The sequence below is a fragment of the Limnospira platensis NIES-39 genome (assembly GCF_026000695.1).
Classification (GTDB): domain Bacteria; phylum Cyanobacteriota; class Cyanobacteriia; order Cyanobacteriales; family Microcoleaceae; genus Limnospira; species Limnospira platensis.
Genome location: NZ_AP026945.1, coordinates 4720145 through 4740066, shown reverse-complemented (window position 1 = coordinate 4740066; position 19922 = coordinate 4720145). Strand labels below are relative to the sequence as shown.

Sequence of the window (19922 nt, the reverse complement as noted above, 5' to 3'; positions counted from 1 at the left end):
GTTGATGTAACTGGTCTGTTACCACAGAAGACCCCGGTGAACCCGCCCCTACAGGGTGCGGGGGCGGGTTGATGTAACTGGTCTGTTACCACAGAAGACCCCGGTGAACCCGCCCCTACAGGGTGGGGGGGCGGGTTTATGTAACTGGTCTGTTACCACAGAAGACCCTGGTGAACCCGCCCCTACCGGGTGGGGGGGCGGGTTTATGTAACTGGTCTGTTACTACAGAAGACCCCGGTGAAACCTCCCCTACAGGGTGCGGGGGCGGGTTTATGTAACTGGTCTGTTACTACAGAAGACCCTGGTGAACCCGCCCCTACCGGGTGCTGGGGCGGGTTGATGTAACTGGTCTGTTACCACAGAAGACCCCGGTGAACCCGCCCCTACAGGGTGCGGGGGCGGGTTGATGTAACTGGTCTGTTACCACAGAAGACCCCGGTGAACCCGCCCCTACAGGGTGCGGGGGCGGGTTGATGTAACTGGTCTGTTACCACAGAAGACCCTGGTGAACCCGCCCCTACAGAAGACCCTGGTGAACCCGCCCAGACCAGGCGGGTCTGTTGCTAACCTAGGATTTTAGTAAATGCCAGCATTCAGTGGCGATCGCCCAATCTTCCTCCGTGTGGATCACAAATACAGGCACCTGGGAATCACTGGCGGCGATGTTACCATCTCCTTTAATATTGCGGTTTTTCTCGGGGTCTAATTTGAGTCCGATAAAATCAAAATCTTTGCAGGTTTCTTGACGCACTAAAACTCCGTGTTCTCCAATACCTGCCGTAAACACTAAACCATCTAGTCCCCCCAAACTCGCTAACATTGAACCTATCCCAGTTCGCAGGCGGTGAATAAACATATCAAAGGCTAATTGAGCCCGTTCGTTGCCGCTACTCTGTTCCTTTTGAACATAGCGCATATCTCCAGATATTCCCGTAATTCCCTTTAACCCCGATTGTTGATTTAGCATTTCATTAAGGCGATCGCTATCCCACCCATATTCCCTCATCAAAAAAATCAAAATCGCTGGGTCAATGGAACCACTCCGAGTTCCCATCATCAAACCTTCTAAGGGAGTAAATCCCATAGTAGTATTCACACTAATTCCATCCCGAATAGCCGCCAAAGAACAACCATTCCCTAAATGGCAAGTAATTAACCGCAAAGACTCCAACGGTTTACCCATTAATTGAGCTACCCTTTCCCCACAATATTTATGGCTTGTACCATGAAAACCATAGCGCCTAATTCCTTTAGTAAACCATTCATAAGGAATAGGATATACCGCCGCCGCCAAGGGCATTTGACTATGAAAGGCTGTATCAAATACCGCCACCTGTGGCACATTCCCTAACACCCTTTCTATGGCTGCAATTCCCTGTAAATGAGAAGGGTTATGAGACGGAGCTAGGGGGATTAATCGGGCGATCGTCTCTTTCACCTGCTCATCAATTATAGTCGCCCTAGAATAGTCAGTTCCTCCATGCACTACCCGATGACCAACCACATTAATTTCCCCTAGATTATTGAGAACTTGAGTCTCCCCTTCTATCAGGCTATTCAACATTTGACCAATCGCTTTATCCTTCTGACTGCCATCAATTTTACTCTCCTGTTTCACCCCATTGGCTTTCACTGTCATTTGCCCAAAAGGTGGCATTCCCCAATCAATAACCGCCTCCCAAATAGGTTCTAGGGGAGATGCTGGTAGGCTATCTCCGTTAATATCATATAAGCAGCTTTTTTGGGAGCTTGAACCAGCATTCAATACCAGAATTTTCATGATTAAAATTAACAGCCTTTTAATAATAGTTTATTGATGGATTTTTTGTTTTTTTGATGATGGCGGGCAGGTTGATGGACTGGGATGGAGTGGGAGCTATTTAGTTAAAGCAATGATGGACAGCACCAAAATCCACCTTAACATAGACTAAAGACCACTTAAAGTCAAGTTAAAATCAGGTTAAATATTCATAAACATCACCCAATTAATCATAAAAACTTGCCATTTCGGTAATCTTAGGATATTAATAGAGAAACTCCGTCCTATCGGATCATCCAGAATGTTAGGATTAGCCTAACCTCCCTGGAAATATCTATCTAAAGTAGGATGTCAATAAGCCCAATCAAGGTAAATATTTATGGTAGCAGCAGCCGATCAATCCTTGGAGACAACCTATCCTCTCAGTGACGATGAGATACGGAAAACTCATGCCTACTGGCGCGCTTGCAATTATCTTTGTGTAGGGATGATCTACCTGCGAGATAATCCGTTACTAAAAGAACCCTTAAAACCTGAACATATCAAATATCGCCTTCTGGGTCATTGGGGGTCTAGTCCCGGTTTAAGTTTCATCTACATTCACCTAAATCGGTTAATCAAAAAATATGACCTGAATATGATCTATATTGCGGGTCCAGGACACGGCGCACCGGGTGTTCTCGGTCCGGTATATTTAGAAGGAACCTACTCGGAGGTTTACCCGGATAAAAGTCAAGATGCTGAAGGGATGCGAAAATTTTTCAAACAGTTTTCATTCCCTGGCGGTATCGGTAGCCATTGCACCCCAGAAACCCCAGGTTCTATCCACGAAGGGGGGGAACTAGGTTATAGCCTCTCCCATGCTTACGGTACAGTATTTGACCATCCCGAATTAATTACGGCCGCCGTGGTGGGAGATGGAGAAGCGGAAACGGGACCCCTAGCAACGGCTTGGCATTCCAATAAATTTATCAATCCTATCCGTGATGGTGCGGTGCTGCCGATTTTGCACCTAAACGGCTATAAAATTGCTAACCCGACGATTCTCTCCAGAATTCCTAACGAGGAACTCAAAAACCTATTCCGAGGCTATGGTTATACTCCCTATTTGGTGGAATGTAGCCAATTAGAGGATTATGCCTCGGCTCATCAGAAAATGGCGACGACCCTAGAACATTGTATCAACGAAATTCGCGACATTCAACAACAGGCTCGTAGTAGTGGAAACGCTACCCGTCCCCAATGGCCGATGATTATTTTACGATCGCCTAAAGGTTGGACAGGTCCGAAGGAAGTAGATGGTCGCAAAGTTGAAGGTTTTTGGCGCGCGCACCAAGTCCCCATGTCTAATGTCATTGGGAACCCCCATCAGATGAAAATCCTAGAAGACTGGATGCGAAGTTACCAGCCAGAAGAACTTTTTGACGAAAACGGAACCCTGATTCCTGAACTCCAGGAACTCGCGCCAACGGGTATCCGCCGCATGAGTGCTAACCCGTTTGCTAACGGTGGTATTTTGCGTCGTGACTTAAATATGCCAGACTTCCGCCACTATGCTGTCGAGGTTCCTAAACCGGGTCAAAGTGAGGCAGAAAACACTCGACCTCTTGGCAATTTCCTCCGGGATGTCATGGCTAAAAATATGACTAATTTTCGGATGTTTGGGCCTGATGAAACTGCCTCTAATCGCCTTAATGCTGTCTATGAAGTCAGTAAAAAAACCTGGATGGGTGAGTTTTTAGAGGAAGACCTAGACGGTAGCGAATTAGCCACTGATGGTCGGGTTATGGAAATGTTAAGTGAGCATACCCTTCAAGGCTGGTTAGAAGGTTATTTACTCACGGGATGTCATGGTTTCTTTCACACCTATGAGGCTTTTGCTCATGTGGTCGATTCCATGTTTAATCAACACGCTAAATGGTTGGAAGTCTGTAAAAAAGAGGTGCCTTGGCGCTCTCCGATCGCCTCTCTGAATATCCTACTATCTTCTACGGTTTGGCGACAAGACCACAATGGTTTTAGTCACCAAGATCCCGGTTATGTGGATTTGGTTACTAATAAGAGTCCTGATGTAGTACGGGTTTATTTTCCACCTGATGCTAATTGTTTACTGTCCTGTGCTAATCATTGTCTCCAAAGCAAAGATTATGTTAATGTCATTGTGGCAGATAAGCAAAAACATCTACAATTCCTGAATATGGATGATGCCATTAAGCATTGTACTAAAGGAATTGGAATTTGGGAATGGGCTAGTAATGATGATTGTGGTAAAGACCCGGATATTCCTGATGTGGTGATGGCTTCTTGTGGTGATGTCGCTACTAGGGAGTCTTTGGCGGCGACCGCCATTCTCCGGTCGGAATTTCCGGAGTTGAAAATCCGCTTTATTAATGTGGTCGATCTGTTTAAGTTACAACCTAATACTGAACATCCCCACGGTTTATCTGATTGGGATTTTGATAGTTTGTTCACCACTGACAAACCCATTATCTTTAATTTCCACGGCTATCCTTGGTTGATTCATAAGTTGGCTTATCGTCGCACTAATCACCCCAATTTGCACGTTCGTGGCTATAAGGAAAAGGGTAATATTAATACACCCTTGGAATTGGCGATCGAAAATCAGGTCGATCGCTTTAATTTGGTGATTGATGTCATTGACAGAGTGCCACAATTGCGATCGGCGGCGGCTTATGTTCGCGAACGCATGAGAAATGCTATCATCGAAAATGTCGCTTATGCCTACGAACATGGTCAGGATCAGGAGGAAATTAGTAATTGGAAGTGGCCGTTTTAGCTGATACCATCTCGGGGTCAACTTTTGACCAATTAGTAGGATAACTTAACTTGATTAGGCGATTCGCTGAAAGTATCGGTTTAACATCTACTGATGCGATCGCCTTTTTTCATCCTCAGCATAGACTGCTGATATCATCAATATTTCAGGATACAAAAAACATGACAATTATTCTCGCTGGAGACATAGGAGGAACCAAAACAATTTTATCCTTATTTGACGCAAATTCTCTCGACACTAGCGCCCCTACACCCCAGATAAAATCATTATTTGAGCAGACATATTCTAGTCAAAATTATATTGATTTGGTTCCCATAGTTAAACATTTTTTAGAAGCTGCATCTCAGGAAGTTTCCGAATATAAAAAACCCGAAAAAGCCTGTTTTGGTATTGCGGGTCCTGTGGTAAATGATAGCTGCGAACTTACTAACTTGAGTTGGTCGTTAGACAGCGATCGCCTTCAGCGAGAACTAGATATTTCCCACATTAAACTAATTAATGATTTTGCCGCTATTGGTTATGGTGTAGTCGGTTTATCATCATCAGATTTACACATTCTCCAACCCGGAAAACCTGATGCTTCTGCGCCTAGGGCTGTGATAGGTGCGGGAACAGGTTTAGGAGAAGGTTTTGTGATTCCCCTTCCCCAAGGCGGTTATCAAGTCTTTTTCAGCGAAGGCGGTCATACTGATTTCGCACCCAGATCCGAGTTGGAATTTCATCTCCTAGGCTATTTACGAGAACTCTATAATATCACCAGAGTATCCGTAGAAAGAGTAGTATCGGGGATGGGAATTACCGCGATTTATCAATTTTTGCGTGACCATGATATCTCTCAAGAATCTCCCGAAATTGCCCAAATTTATCATACCTGGAAACAGGAAATCGGACAAGAACACCAAACCGTAGACCTCGCCGCTGAAGTCTCTAAAGCCGCCTTGGCTAAAAGTGATTATCTCTCGGTTCAGACTATGAAAATTTTTGTGGAAGCCTATGGCGCAGAAGCTGGAAATCTCGCGCTCAAATTACTACCATACGGCGGGTTATATGTGGCCGGGGGAATTGCTGCTAAAATTATCCCTTTAATACAGGAAGGAAACTTTATCAAAGCCTTGAAAGATAAGGGTCGCGTTAGTCCTTTATTAGAACAAGTACCTGTCTCTATTGTTCTTAATCCTCAAGTCGGTTTAATCGGTGCCGCATTATGTGCCACACAAATCTAAACACAAAAAAACTATTTCGGTTTAGGGGTTGACTTTCGGTGATGTTTATGCCATAATTATTACCATGGTAAAAGGTGGCGGCATATATAATGTAAAATCTATGGTTAAACTAATCGATAGTGAACCCAGTCGATAGTTAAACAGTCAACCCTTGAAACGATAGCCGGAGGAGATAGAAACAATTAAGAATTGTGGAAGTTTCCGGGGTTGAGCAACTCGGATGTGTTATGAAGGGAATACGAAATGCGATCGCATAATCTCCTATGGTAACAATAGGCTTTTCCCGTAGAATCTGGAAGCGGTTTTTCCTAGTCTCGCTGTTTATCCTCACCATAGCCGGGTGTCGAATTTTCAGCAGTCAACCCGTTGGTGAACCGATGGTCAGCATATCCCCGCTACCCCTTCCCCAGCTTCCAGAGTGGATAAAAGAAATTAGTCCTACAGAGGAAGCCACATCTTTAGGCCAGATTAGAATCACTTTTAGCAACCCGTTAATTCCGGTTGAGCGTCTCGACTCCCCCAACCAGAGACAACAACTCAAACACTTTGACATCAACCCCACAATACCGGGAAGATTCCGATTTCTGACACCCCGGATGGTAGGTTTTCAAGCGGAAGAGGCAATTCCCCTAGCCACCCGGTTTCAGGTAACGCTGAAAAAAGGACTCAGCGACCTCAGCGACCATCAACTAGAGTCAGACATAGCCTGGACTTTCAACACTCCAGCCATTCAACTGTCAAACCTTCCGGGGACGGAAGATAACCCTGGTTTTCCTGACCACCCCATAGGTTTAGACCCCACCCTCAAATTTACATCTAACGTAGAACTAGATCTCGCCTCAGTCAACGACCATATCAGAGTCATTTCCGACAAGACCAAAAAAGCCATTCCTCTACGGGTAACACTAGATAAACCGGAAGCTGGTAGCGGGGATGTGGCGCGAGAAGACAGAGAAAGCCCATTTTCCCATAGCTGGGATTATAACATAAAATTTCAGCAAAAGCTAGAAAAAGCCAGCCGTTACACCCTAGAAATCACACCCGGACTGCAATCAAAAACGGGAAATCTAGCCAGCCAATTTCTGATTTCCAACCCAATTTACACCTACGAACCCCTACAGTTTCAAGGAATCCAATTTTATGGACAACCTAGGGAAGGTGGAACCTATGGAAGATTTACTAATGGGAGTCCTCAACTTAAGTTTAATAACGGAATTACGGCGCAATCAGCCAGAGAAAATATCACGATAAACCCGCCACCAGTAGGAGATGCACCGCCGCTGATACAATCATACGACGGTAACGATACAATCAGCTTAAATCCTTGGTCTTTTCAACCTCAAACTAATTATGTAATTACGATTGGCGCTAACCTGGAAGACACCTTTAATCAAAGGCTAGAGGAACCCATCAACCTTAACTATAAAACGGGAAATCTTGCGGCTGACCTGTGGACTCCTTCTGGTTTAAATATTTTCCCATCTGGTAACAATTTACAAATTAACGTTTCTACTGTTAATATACCCGAATCTCGCTATCAAGCAGCTTATGCAATTATCCAGCCAGAAGATTTAGTCTATGCAGAGCAAGCCTATCCGAGCAGGGAGGGTAAAAATTTACTCCCCACCTCAGATAAATGGCAAAATTTTAGGGTTGATGGTGGTGCGACTAATCAAACTATCGAAACTTCGATTAATCTGCGAGATAAGTTACAAGGGAAAACGGGAATGTTAGCCTATGGAATTAAAGCCAAAACTACTTCCTATGAAAAAAATGGTGTGACGGAATGGAATGAGCCTAGCTTTTATGGGATGGTTCAGTTAACTAACTTGGGTGTGTTTTCCCAATGGTTTCCAGAGTCGGGAATGGTGAGAGTTAATCATTTAGATGACGGTTCACCAGTAGCATCAGCATCGGTGGAAATATACCAATCCCAACTTAATGCTAGATCATTTCCTCAACCAACTGCTTGTGCTAGGGGAATTACTAATAGGGAGGGATTGCTATTATTAACGGCGGAAAACCTGGGGGGATGTATGGGAGCCAGTCGGTTTAATGAACCCCCAGAACTGTTGGTAATTGCTAAAGAAGGGGAGGACTGGGCATTCACTCGCAGCTACTCCTACAGTGGTGCTTATGGCTATGGAGTTTATGCGGGTTGGGATGAAAATAAACCGATTTCTCGCGGAACTATTTTTTCAGACCGACAACTCTATCAACCGGGTGAACCTATCGCTTTAACGGGGGTGGCTTACTATTTACAAAATGGGGAATTACAGCCAGATCAGAATACGGTCTATAATCTCACGCTAGAAACTCCGACGGGGGAAAAACGAGAATTAGGGGATTATTCAACTAATCAATTTGCTACGTTTTCGGTAGAATTTACGGTTAAGCCAGATGACCCTTTGGGGAATTATGTAATTCAGGGTAAAGGTATCAATGGGGTAGAAATTGTTGGTAATTTTCGAGTAGCAGAATTTAACCCCCCTAACTTTAAGGTTGATTTGAGTCTTGACCGCCAATTAGCTGTGAGTCAGGATAAAATTATGGCGACAGTTCAGGGTGATTATTTATTCGGTTCTCCGGTAGTTGGTGGTGAGGCTAAATATTATGTGACGCGGACGGCTAGTGATTTCACTCCCCCAGGTTGGGAAAAATATCATTTTGGAAGACAGTGGTTTTGGCCGGAAGAAAAACCGACGATTTCTAGTGATGTCTTACAGCGATCGCAAAATTTAGACGCGGCGGGTTCGGGAAGTGAAATGATCACTGTTAGCGGTGATGTTCCCTATCCCCTCAGATATCAAGTTGATGTGGAAGTGACAGATGTTTCTAACCTGTCGGTCGCGGACTCCCAAAGTTTTACGGTCTTACCTAACCATCAATTGATTGGACTGAAAAGCAAATTTGTAGCTAATGTTAATCAGGCTTTTCCGGTGGAAGTGATTGTTACTGATGTTGAGGGTAAATCAATTAATAATGTTCCGGTGAAGCTGGAATTACAGAAAATGAATTACAGCAGTATCACCCGGGTGGTGGAAGGGGGACAAACTAACCGAAATCAACTGGAATATGAAACAGTGGATACTGTAGATGTCAGGAGTGGTAATACTGCGAAAACTGTAGAATTAACGGCGAGGGAATCAGGGTCTTATCGCATTCAGGCGAGATTTGCTTCGGACCCCTTAAATACACCGAAAGCTACTGATATTCAAATTTGGATAACAGGTGATAGTCCGGTGAGTTGGGGAAATCGTTATGATAACCGCCTCGAAATTAAACTAGACCGGGATAATTACCAACCGGGAGATATAGCAACGGCTTTAATTCAATCACCCTATGGGGAGGGAGAGTTATTTTTCGCAGTAATTCGCGATCGCATTTTGTATAAAACCCTAATTCCGGTGAAAGGCGGCGCACCAGAAATCCGCTTTCAAGTAACACCAGAAATGCTACCTAATGTGGCTGTAGAAGCGGTCTTAGTCCGTCAGGGAGAACCTCTATCACAACTGGAACCGGGAAGCGTAGATAATCTAGTATCTATCGGGATGACTCCGTTAAATGTCAGCAAAAATGGGAAGTATTTACAAGTCAAAATTAACCCGAATCAATCGGAATTTCAACCTGGTTCCCAAGCCACGATTAACCTAGAGTTGACGAAGGATAATTATCAACCGATTAGCGGACAAATCACTTTAATGGTGGTCAATGATGCGATATTGCAACTTAACGGCTACCGACCCCCCAACTTAGTAGATACTGTATATGCTGAACAATCAATATCGACCCGATTAACAGATAACCGTCCTGATGTGGTAATACAATCATTGATGTCACCGTTGGCTAAAGGTTGGGGTTATGGGGGAGGATTTTCCGCCGCCACTATTGATACATCTAAGTTGCGTCAAGACTTCCAAGCGTTAGCCTACTATAACGGTTCAATTATCACGGACACCCAAGGAAAAGCCACGGTTAATTTTACGTTACCTGATAATTTAACCACCTGGCGAGTTCTGGCGATCGCTACTGACGAAAATTTAGAATTTGGGTCGGGGGAAGCGACATTTATCACCAGTAAATCCCTATTATCTAATCCGATACTACCACAATTCGCACGGGTAGGCGATCGCTTTTTAGCGGGAGTTTCCATCACCAACCGAGACAACCTGAAAGGACAATTAGACATCACCGGAGACCTGAGTGGTGGACTGTTATTTTCAGCGGGGAATAAAACCAGCCACCACCTGAAAACCCAAGCGGAAACGGCCACCCAAGCCTATCGTTTTCCTGTGTTAGTTGAACAAGTAGGAAATTCCCTGGTAAAATTCACCAGCAGACTGCAAAATAAAACTGATAGTTTTCAAGTTCCTTTGGAGATAAAACCCCTAGAAACAACGGAACAGGTAATCGCTTCCGGGACTACCCGCGAAACCGTCAGCATTCCCATTAATATTGATGATAAGGTAGTCCCCAATGCGGGAGGTCTAACTATTTCCCTGGCTAATAGTTTAATCCCCCAATTAACACAACCTGCGACCCAAATTTTCCAACAGCCAACTTTACCATTCTTAGAACCCATAGCCAGTCGTTTATTAATAGCAAGTAATCTCCAAATTATTGGGAAAAATCCTAATGATTTATCGGGCTTAGATTTGGAATTGCAAGCTAATGATGCTATTAACAGATTAGCCGGCTTACAAAAAGAAGATGGCGGTTTTGGCTATTTTCCCGCCGCGAATATCTCCGATCCGCTACTATCGAGTTACGCCGCAGAATCCTTAGCCAAAGCATCTCAAGCCGGATTTACGGTTAATAATAATCTGATTAATCGCCTCAGAAATTATCTAAATCAAGTAGTTGCTAATCCTGATGAAAATGGCTTCTGTGTTAATAATATCTGTAAAAACCGCCTGCGTCTTGAAGCGTTAATCGCCTTATCAGACTTAGGAGAAACGCGCAGTGATTTCATGGCAGAAATTTACGGAACTTGGCGGGAATTTGACCCCGCCACCCAAATTAAACTGGCTGGTTATTTAGCCAACTTCCCCCAATGGGAAACGGAATTTAATACGATTTTCCAAGATATCCAAAAACACATTTATCAAACGGGACGGACAGCGACGGTTAATTTACCCCCCGGATATCAATGGTTAGCCTCTCCGACGGTTTTACAGTCTCAAGCATTGCGCTTATATATTACCCAAAACCAACAGCCAGAAACTATCGGTAGATTAGTGGAAAGTCTGTTAAACCTGCGTCGTGAGGGAATTTGGCAAAATGACTATGATACCGCCGAAGCGTTAACGGCGTTAGTGGCTTATCAACAAACCCAAACCACGTCGGAAAGTTTCCGGGTTAATTTGGAAGTGGGGGGGTACATATCAGAGCAAATTGAGTTAGGAAATGATGGTAATTCTAGCTTTAATCTTAACCTACCGATGGCAGAATTACCCCAAGGAAATTATCAACTATCGATTCAACCTGAAAATTCGGGTAATTTACATTATTGGATAAAATACAGTTATCGCCTAGAAGGAAAGCAGCCAGGTCAACTTAATGGTCTTCGGGTGATTCGGACTATTCGACCGGCTAACGAAACTGAAAGTCTGCAAACCTATAGCCTCACAGAGGAGTCTAAACCTTTAACGGTGAAACCGGGACAGATATTTGATATTGGGTTGGAAATTATCGCAGATCATCCAGTGGATAAAGTGATGATTGTTGACCCTCTCCCGGCTGGTTTAGAGGCGATTGATAGGAGTTTTGAGACGAGTAATCAAGTCTTACAAAGTCAGGCTGATAGTTGGGAAATTGCCTATCAAACTATTTATCGCGATCGCATTATGGCTTATAGCGATCGTCTCATACCTGGTGCATATCATGTTCATTATCTAGTACGTTCTGTCACCCCCGGCGAATTTATCTGGCCGGGTGCTAGAGCCTATCTACAATATAACCCAGAAGAGTTCGGACGAACTACCTCTGGGTTGTTAGTGGTATCCGATAGATAGACTCGGAAAAGCTCCGCCTATTATACCATAAATGGAGGATAATAGCAAGTAATCGCCATCAATTATGTTAAGACTTGGTGTATAGTTTCTACAAGTTGTTCAAGAAAATCAACGCAGTCGCTAACTAGACAGTCATAAATAGGCCATCTGTTTCCGATACCAAAAGAAGGGTCTATATCAGCTTGATGAGCAATTTTATTTCTGCGATCGACTATTGCGCTAAGTTGTTGTTTGATATCGGATGCTGATTTCCCCATTTGCTGCGCTACCTCATCCCACAATTTTTGGTCATAAATAAGACGAATAGCATCAGCTATTTTATCTGGTTTTTGAAAACTCTTATATCCCAGGTTTTCTCGGAGTTCATCATTGAGTAATGAAGTTTGATTGAGTTTATTTTGAATCGCACTTGATATCAGTGGAAGCAAATCTGATACACTGGGAGATGGTGGCAGCAATGACCCGGCTTGGCTTAACTGAATTTCTGTTTCTAACCAAGATTCAATATTCATCAGCATTAATCTATCATTGGTAGTGTTACCTAATGACACTTGAAAACGTGAAAAGGCGGCAGTTTGAGGACGTTCACCTTTATAAATTTCTAACATTCCCAGGGTGACAACTTCATGGATATAGTAATCTAACGCACTCACGGCTAAAACCAGGGATGCTCGTAAAATATCAGATAAATCTAAAGCCGGGGTCGATTGAGATTTAATATAGTTATGAACATCAATTAAATCCCTAACACGAGCAATACTGACCCGAAATTGGTCAAGCGCTAATTGCATAACTCTGAGAAGTTAATCCGATAACTTTATCTGCTAGGTCTGCAAATACCCCACGAAATTCTTCCTGTTTTTTCCGATTGTTTGTTAAAACTTTTCCAGCTTGTCTTAATTGCTCACGAGTTAAATCATAAATGGGAGTTTGATGCTTTTGAGAAAGGGCAATTAGACTATTAAAGTTAGAAATCTTGGTTAAAGTAAAAGTTTCGCTAATACCTTGCTCAAAATAACTGGGAGTAGGTAACATTAAACCAGATTGGCTGAACACAGGAACTAATTTATCTTTAACATCTGCCTCGATTTTGTCAATCCATTTTTGAAAAGCCACAGTTTCCTTACCGTGAATAATTCGATAATTCTGAATAATAGTTCCCAGAAAGCGAAGTTTAAAATCAGGAAATGGATAGATTGCCTCTTTTAAAATCGGTGACGAACTGGCTTTTTTAGCCCATAATGACCATTTAGGCAAAATTTTACTCAAGGATTCGATCGCCATCACGGAGAAGAAATCAGCGGTAGTAGGAATGATAAAAAAGTCGCTGGTCATCAACAAATTTTGATTAATTGAATTCAAGCTAGGACTCATATCAATTAAAATATAATCCGCATTAAAGAGCGCGGCAGTTTTGTTAAACAATGCAGTAATAGACCCGGGTAAATTTTGGAGTGTTTGAATGGAACTACTTAACTCTTGAGCAATACCTAGGGTAACTTCATACTCAGCAAATCCCACATGACCCGGAAGTAAAAATAAGCCTTCTTGACCTAATAAAGGAACACAATTGACGGCTTCAATGGCTTTAGGTTGACCTTCAAAAGCTGGGGCGAGTCCGGTCTTAATGTTTGAATGTGTATTGTAGATAGCTTCGATTCTGGCTTGGTCATCTTCGGTATCTTGTTCTAAAGCCATACCAGTTAAATTACATTGTGGGTCAGCATCTACAATAATCACTTTTTTGCCTTTTGATGCTAACATCCAACCCAAGTTAAATGTGGTGGTGGTTTTACTGACTCCGCCTTTGTGATTAAATAGTGCGATTTTCTGAACCATGATATTTACCCTGTTTTTAACTCGCCGATGTTGGGTAATTGTAGCATATAATCATTGCCCCAACCTTTAATAATATGGGGGTTTGAGACTCAGTTCAGATGCTGTCTGATGTGGCTGTATCAATTCTGAGGTGATGGTGATGAGGTGAGAGTGGTGGGGGTCTGTCTGGCTCTGGGGAGACTGATGGCTAGATTTAAGGGGTCATGTTAGGATGGAGCCAGAGGCTTGATGGTGGCGGTTATGGTTCTAGGGACTCGGAAATATACGGGAAGTTAGAAGCCGAAACGCTTACCCAGAGGGAGATTAAGCGGCTGCCAGAAAAAAGTCAAAAAAAAATCGGCAAAAGGGTTGACAGAAGTTGAAAGATTCGCTAAGTTAATAAAGGTGAGAGCGCAAAAAGCTCGAAAATCAAAGGCGAAACACAAACACAAGCCCCCATCGTCTAGAGGCCTAGGACACCTCCCTTTCACGGAGGCGACAGGGATTCGAATTCCCTTGGGGGTACTAAAAATTTAAGGTTAGGGTAGGGATTGTGGAATGTGGTCTCTACCCTAGTCTTTTTGGTGATAGTTGGCTAACCTCAAGGGAGGATCTGGCGCATATAATCGCCCCATAATTGAGCTGCATTAGCGCTACTGCCGAAAGTAGGGGAATTGTCATCATTACCGAGCCAAATGCCTGTGGTGAGTCTCTGATTGGGTATATAGCCAATAAACCAGAGGTCAACATTGGAGTTGGTGGTGCCAGTTTTTCCAGCTTCCCCTAAACCCAAACTAGCATCCTGACCTGTGCCCCAACGAATTACTCCCTGTAGCATGGAAGTCATAGTTTCTGTGACGAGGGGAGAAACGACCTGGGGGACTCTGGGATTTTCTCGATCATAGGCATAAATGACCCGACAGCTATTAATATCGATCGCATCGGTGCAATCACTACTATCTAAAATACGTCTAATGCCGTGGGGATAGTGAGCTAAACCGCGATTAGCCATGACATTAAAAGCGCCAGTCATCTCTAGCAGGGTAACTTCACTTTGACCCAAAACCAAACCGGGAACCGGATTTAAATCGGAGCGAATGCCTAGCCGTCGTGCCATATCGACGACGGAATTTAAGCCGACCTCCTGGGCGACTCTTAGGGCGGTGACGTTTTCGGATAAAGCCATACCCCGATACATATCGACAGACCCACTACTGCGATCGCATCCTCTAAAAGTTTGTCCTTGCCAAGTGAGAGGTTCACAGGAATAGGTTCTACCGGGGGGGATACCCTTATCTAAGGCGGCGGCATAGGGAAAGAGCTTAAAGGTAGATCCGGGCTGTCGTAGGGCTTGAGTCACGCGGTTAAATTGACTATCCCCATAACTGATTCCTCCGACCATAGCCATAACTGCGCCATTACTGGAGTCGAGAGTGACTATTCCCCCCTGAGAAAAGCCAGCACCAGCGCCGACGGTAGCTAGATGTTGTTGCAAAGACCTCTCAGCGACGGCTTGCATTTGAGGATCTAAAGAGGTTTCGACAATAAAGTTACCCTCTCGCGCCAATTGACTGCCGAGAAGTCTCTCTATTTCGGTAAATACATAATCATAAAAGTAGGGTGCAATGGTACTTTCGAGAATTTCCCGCGCCCTGGGGTTAATTTCAATACGCGATCGCCTCGCCCGATCGGCTTCTTCAGAGTTAATCATTCCCAGGGCTTCCATTCTCGCCAAAACGCGATCGCGATACTGGACGGCTAACTCATAATTTTGAATAGGATTAAAACTATTGGGGGCGGGCAAAATACCTGCCAGTGTTGCAGCTTCGGACAGGGTTAAATTAGCGGCAGATTTGCCAAAATAGAACTGAGCGGCATTTTCAAAACCATAGAGGTCTAAGCCTAAATATACTCGGTTTAAATAGGTAAGTAAGAGAGTGTCTTTACCATAAAAAGTCTCTAATTTAAGGGCGACGATCGCCTCTCTGGATTTCCGCCAGGCGGAATCTTCTGTGCCGACGTACTCCCTAAATAAAGTGCGGGCTAACTGCTGGGAAATCGTGCTGCCACCTTCTCTAATTTCACCGCCTTGTAAATTCGTGATAAAAGCCCTGAAAATTCCGATGGGGTCAATACCCATGTGCCAATAAAAGCGGCTATCTTCCGAAGCTATAACGGCCTTTGGTAGGTAAGAGGAAAAATCGGATAAAGCCTCTAATTCCAGTTGTAAATTATTGTTGGTTGTACCCCGCAGAGGCTGATGATCACGGGAATAAACGACTACCGGGCCATTGATAGAGCGAGGCAGAGGTCGCACGGTAAAATATTGCCACTGCCACAAAACGATTAAGGCGACCAAAGCACTAATACCACAGAAGGTATAAAGACCAGAGCACAGTAACCGCAGATATAGGGGTGGTGGATCTACATACTGAACCCGAACACCATTAGCGAGTTCCGGGGGGCCCAAAGTAATGACATCCCCATGACGCAGGGGAAAAACCTGAAGCCGCCGCCGTCCCTTATAGACTCCATTGGTTGAGCTTTCGTCTTGGAGCAAAAATTGTCGAGAGGGATGTTCTCCCAAAATGGTTTTATGTGGTGGCTGACGTAATAAACACAGATGCACCTGACTAACTACAGGATTGCGAACCACGATATCACTAGATCGCGAAGAACGACCAATCACATAGCGATCGCCTAATAGCGGATAAACATCAGCCTTATCCGCATCAGCATTTTGCACCCAAAGTTCAGGAACCCTACTATTAGGCCTTAGTACCAGCCGGGAGAAGTTAACTCTGGCGTGAATGGTCTGCACAACGTGGGTGATGGCACTTATAACTGTATTTGACTTCGGGTCCGGCTTTTTAGATGACATATTTGGCGACATTTCGCATATAGCCGTTATGTGAGACTCACTGGCCTTAGCTGACTCGCAAGATTATAACACCTACTGTTAGTAGTGATTTACGGTTGGGGGAAATCAATGGATAATGCTATATAGGGTATCACGCTGGAGAGGTTTTCGCCCGACTGAGGCGATCGCCTGTTGAAGGTCTTTTACAGTCTGGCAGGTTCCCCCAGTAGCTCCTGCCATAGTGGTGATATGTTCTTCCATTAAGGTGCCGCCGATATCATTACAGCCCCATTTTAGGGCTTCTGTGGCACCGGATAAACCCAATTTTACCCAACTAGGTTGATGGTTCATAATCCAGTTACCGAGGAAAATCCGGGCTACAGCCATGAGTCTGAGGCTATCAGTTAAAATTGGTTGGTCTCGTCCTACCCGGCGGCGTAAGGACGGAGGTGCTTGTTCCCCGACAAAAGGCAGGGCGATAAATTCGGTAATGCGGGCGGGATAATTGCGGTCAATGGCTTTTTGTTGTAGCGATCGCAATTTTTGCAAGTGGGCGATCTGCTGTTGGTGGGTTTCAATGTGACCACATAAGATGGTGCTAGTGGTGGGAACTCCTAGACTGTGGGCGGTTTCTACAATTTCTAACCAGGTGGCTGTATTAATTTTTTCTGGACAGATGACCTGGCGAATGCGATCGTCTAACACTTCGGCGGCTGTTCCTGGCATAGAACCGACTCCAGCATCCCGCAGTGAACCTATGACTACATCATAACTGAGGCGATCGCCACGGGCAATAAATTGCACTTCCTGGGGGGAAAAAGCATGAAGGTGTAAATTAGGAAACTCATTTTTGATGGTCTTCACCAACTGGAGATAATAGGGTAAAAACTGACCGTTAATCTGAGCCTTGGGATTTAATCCCCCCTGCATACAAATTTCGGTGGCTCCCCTTTCGACAGCATCTTTGGCTTTTTGGAGAATTTGCTCAAAACCCAACCAAAACGCCCCGGCTTCCCCTTCATCACGCCGAAAAGCGCAAAAATTGCAATGCTGTTCGCAAATGTTGGTAAAATTGAGATTGCGATTAATTACATAGGTTACAGTATCTCCACAATCACGCGATCGCCACTTATCTGCCACTTCTCGCAGACGTTCGGTAACTTTCGGGTGATTGGCTTCTAGTAGGATTAATCCTTGCTCTGGGGATAAATCAGCCCCCTCTGAGGCACAATCCAAAATGGCATCAACGGTTTGAGTTAACATACAATCTAATCAATAGTCTCCCAAGTTAAATCGGTCAGCATATTTACTCAAGTTCCTTAATTAGTTGAATGACAGCAATGATATTAAAATCTGCTTTATCTATTGGAGTTCCCAGACGACCACTGCTCTGGTTTAGCCTCAAACTGCGGAATATACCGATTTTGATGCTTATGGGTGCGACTGTGTTGGTGTTCACGATCGCACCTATTCTAGCTCAGGAGGAACCATCTGCGGAACCATCCCCAACTTCGGAAATTGACAACCCATCTGTTGATCATAATCAATTACACAATCAGGGAGTTGAGCAATTCCATAAAGGCGAACATCGCGAAGCCATAGAAAGCCTAGAACAGGCATTGTCAATCCGCCGGAACCAAGGCGATCGCTTGGCTGTGGCGGAAACACTGAATGCTATTGGTGAAGTTTACAGCAATTTTAACGAAAGCGATCGCGCTTTACCAGCTATTTCTGAAGCCCTGGAAATTTACCGCCAACAAAACCCCCAGGGAGCCTCGGAAACGGCTCTAGTCGAAAGTGGTAAAGCCCGCAGTCTCAACCTTCTGGGTTTTCTTCACCGCCAACAGGGTGAATTTCCCCAAGCCCTAGAACACCACAAAGAAGCACTGAGACTAGCTCAAAGTGCAGGCGATCGTAGTGAAGTCGGGGAATCCTTACATAATATCGCGGCCGTCTATGCCAGTCAAGCTCAACCCACCCAAGCCCTCGACTATTATCAACAAGCCCGGGCTATTCGTCAAGAGGTTGGCAATTTACGGGATCTTTCCCGCACCCTCAACAATTTAGGGGCACTTTATTTTAGCATAGGAGAGGTAGAAAGAGCCCTAGAAATTTATCAACAAGCCCTGGCTTTCCGCCGACAAATAGGAGACCAAGCCGGGGTGGGACGGTTGTTAAGTAATATGGGTTATATCTACCGCGAAAATGGAGATGATTTCCAAGCCTTAGTACACTTTCAGCAAGCGGCTCAACTCTTAGAACGCATCAGAGATAACGCTGGGGCGGCTCGTATCTTGAATTTAATGGGGATTATCTACGAAAATTTAGACCAGTTTCCTCAAGCGATCGAAACCTATCAGCAGGCTGCTAATTTGGCTAAGGAAGCTAATGATTTTGGTCTAGCGGGGACGGCACTTACCCAGATAGGTCGCATTTATAACAGTCAGGAAATGTGGGAAAAAGCCTTAGAAATTTATCAGCAAGCCCTAGAAGTTTATCGAGAATCAGAACAGCAGCCAGAGATTAGTCAAATCCTTAATCAGTTAGGCTCAATTCATGAGCAATTGGGCAACTATTCCCAAGCCCTAGAAACTCTAAAAAGTGCTTTATCTATCATCGAAGAAGCTGGAGATCCAGAAGCTGCACAGGCGACTCTCAACACAATTCAATCCCTCGAAGAAAAATTAACGGAAAATGAAAATGAAATGGATAATTGACAATTGTAGGGGCGGGTTCCGCAGTCAGTTATAGGAATGAGGGACGGGCTGAATAAACCCGCCCCACCCCACCGGTTAATTAATTGTTAATTATTAATTGTAGGGGCGGGTTCCGCAGTCAGTCATAGGAATAACCGACCCGTTTAATAAACCCGCCCCACCCCACCGGTGAATTAATTATTAATTGTTAATTGTAGGGGCGGGTTCCGCAGTCAGTCATAGGAATAACCGACCCGTTTAATAAACCCGCCCCACCCCACCGGTTAATTAATTGTTAATTGTTAATTGTAGGGGCGGGTTCCGCAGTCAGTTATAGGAATGAGCGACGGGCTGAATAAACCCGCCCCACCCCACCGGTTAATTAATTGTTAATTATTAATTGTTAATTGTAGGGGCGGGTTCCGCAGTTAGTCATAGGAATAACCGACCCGTTTAATAAACCCGCCCCACCCCACCGGTTAATTAATTGTTAATTGTTAATTGTTAATTGTAGGGGCGGGTTCCGCAGTTAGTCATAGGAATAACCGACCCGTTTAATAAACCCGCCCCACCCCACCGGTTAATTAATTGTTAATTGTTAATTGTTAATTGTAGGGGCGGGTTCCACAGTCAGTTATAGGAATGAGCGACCCGTTTAATAAACCCGCCCCACCCCACCGGTTAATTAATTATTAATTGACAATTATAGGGGCGGGTTCTAAGGTGAGTTATAGGAATAACCGACGGGCTGAATA

At 44.4% G+C, this 19922-nt stretch carries 9 protein-coding genes and 1 tRNA gene; 5 read left to right on the top strand and 5 right to left on the bottom strand.

Translation table 11 applies throughout. The features are described 5' to 3' along the window. Positions 1 to 568: 568 nt before the first annotated feature. Positions 569 to 1780 carry an acetate kinase gene (locus N39L_RS23295; protein WP_006618557.1) on the bottom strand — a complete coding sequence of 404 codons (1212 nt, stop codon included), beginning with the start codon at positions 1778 to 1780 and terminating at the stop codon, positions 569 to 571. A gap of 358 nt (positions 1781 to 2138) precedes the next feature. Between N39L_RS23295 and N39L_RS23290 the strand changes: the two genes are divergently transcribed. From N39L_RS23290 to N39L_RS23280, 3 genes are all read left to right on the top strand, one after another. After that, the gene (locus tag N39L_RS23290; protein WP_006618556.1) at positions 2139 to 4556 is read left to right on the top strand and encodes a phosphoketolase family protein; all 2418 of its coding nucleotides are present in this window, start codon (positions 2139 to 2141) and stop codon (positions 4554 to 4556) included. 161 nt (positions 4557 to 4717) lie between these two features. Further along, a complete protein-coding gene (locus N39L_RS23285) occupies positions 4718 to 5779 on the top strand; it encodes a glucokinase (protein ID WP_006618555.1) in 1062 nt (353 codons plus the stop codon). A 263-nt stretch (positions 5780 to 6042) separates the two neighbouring features. After that, positions 6043 to 11793, top strand: coding sequence for an alpha-2-macroglobulin family protein (locus N39L_RS23280; protein ID WP_014276526.1), 5751 nt, complete (start codon positions 6043 to 6045; stop codon positions 11791 to 11793). Positions 11794 to 11855: 62 nt separating this feature from the next. Here N39L_RS23280 and N39L_RS23275 read toward each other — a convergent pair whose 3' ends face one another. Both N39L_RS23275 and N39L_RS23270 read right to left on the bottom strand, forming a co-directional pair. Beyond that, positions 11856 to 12584, bottom strand: a complete 729-nt coding sequence (locus tag N39L_RS23275; protein WP_006618553.1) for a HEPN domain-containing protein — start codon at positions 12582 to 12584, stop codon at positions 11856 to 11858. After that, the gene (locus N39L_RS23270; RefSeq protein WP_006618552.1) at positions 12568 to 13632 is read right to left on the bottom strand and encodes a ParA family protein; all 1065 of its coding nucleotides are present in this window, start codon (positions 13630 to 13632) and stop codon (positions 12568 to 12570) included. The genes N39L_RS23275 and N39L_RS23270 overlap by 17 nt, the downstream gene beginning before the upstream one ends. Before the next feature lie 431 nt (positions 13633 to 14063). Between N39L_RS23270 and N39L_RS23265 the strand changes: the two genes are divergently transcribed. Then, a tRNA-Glu gene (locus N39L_RS23265) sits at positions 14064 to 14136 on the top strand. Positions 14137 to 14212: 76 nt separating this feature from the next. Here N39L_RS23265 and N39L_RS23260 read toward each other — a convergent pair. Both N39L_RS23260 and cofH read right to left on the bottom strand, forming a co-directional pair. Next, on the bottom strand, positions 14213 to 16492 hold the full coding sequence (locus tag N39L_RS23260; protein ID WP_014276524.1) for a transglycosylase domain-containing protein: 2280 nt from the start codon (positions 16490 to 16492) through the stop codon (positions 14213 to 14215). 105 nt (positions 16493 to 16597) lie between these two features. Continuing rightward, positions 16598 to 17734: a 7,8-didemethyl-8-hydroxy-5-deazariboflavin synthase subunit CofH gene (cofH, locus tag N39L_RS23255; protein ID WP_014276523.1), complete on the bottom strand. Its 1137-nt coding sequence runs from the start codon at positions 17732 to 17734 to the stop codon at positions 16598 to 16600. Between the two features lie 77 nt (positions 17735 to 17811). On the opposite strand from cofH, the gene N39L_RS23250 reads away from it, so the two are divergent. After that, a complete protein-coding gene (locus N39L_RS23250; protein ID WP_006618549.1) occupies positions 17812 to 19188 on the top strand; it encodes a tetratricopeptide repeat protein in 1377 nt (458 codons plus the stop codon). The last annotated feature ends 734 nt before the right edge of the window (positions 19189 to 19922 follow it).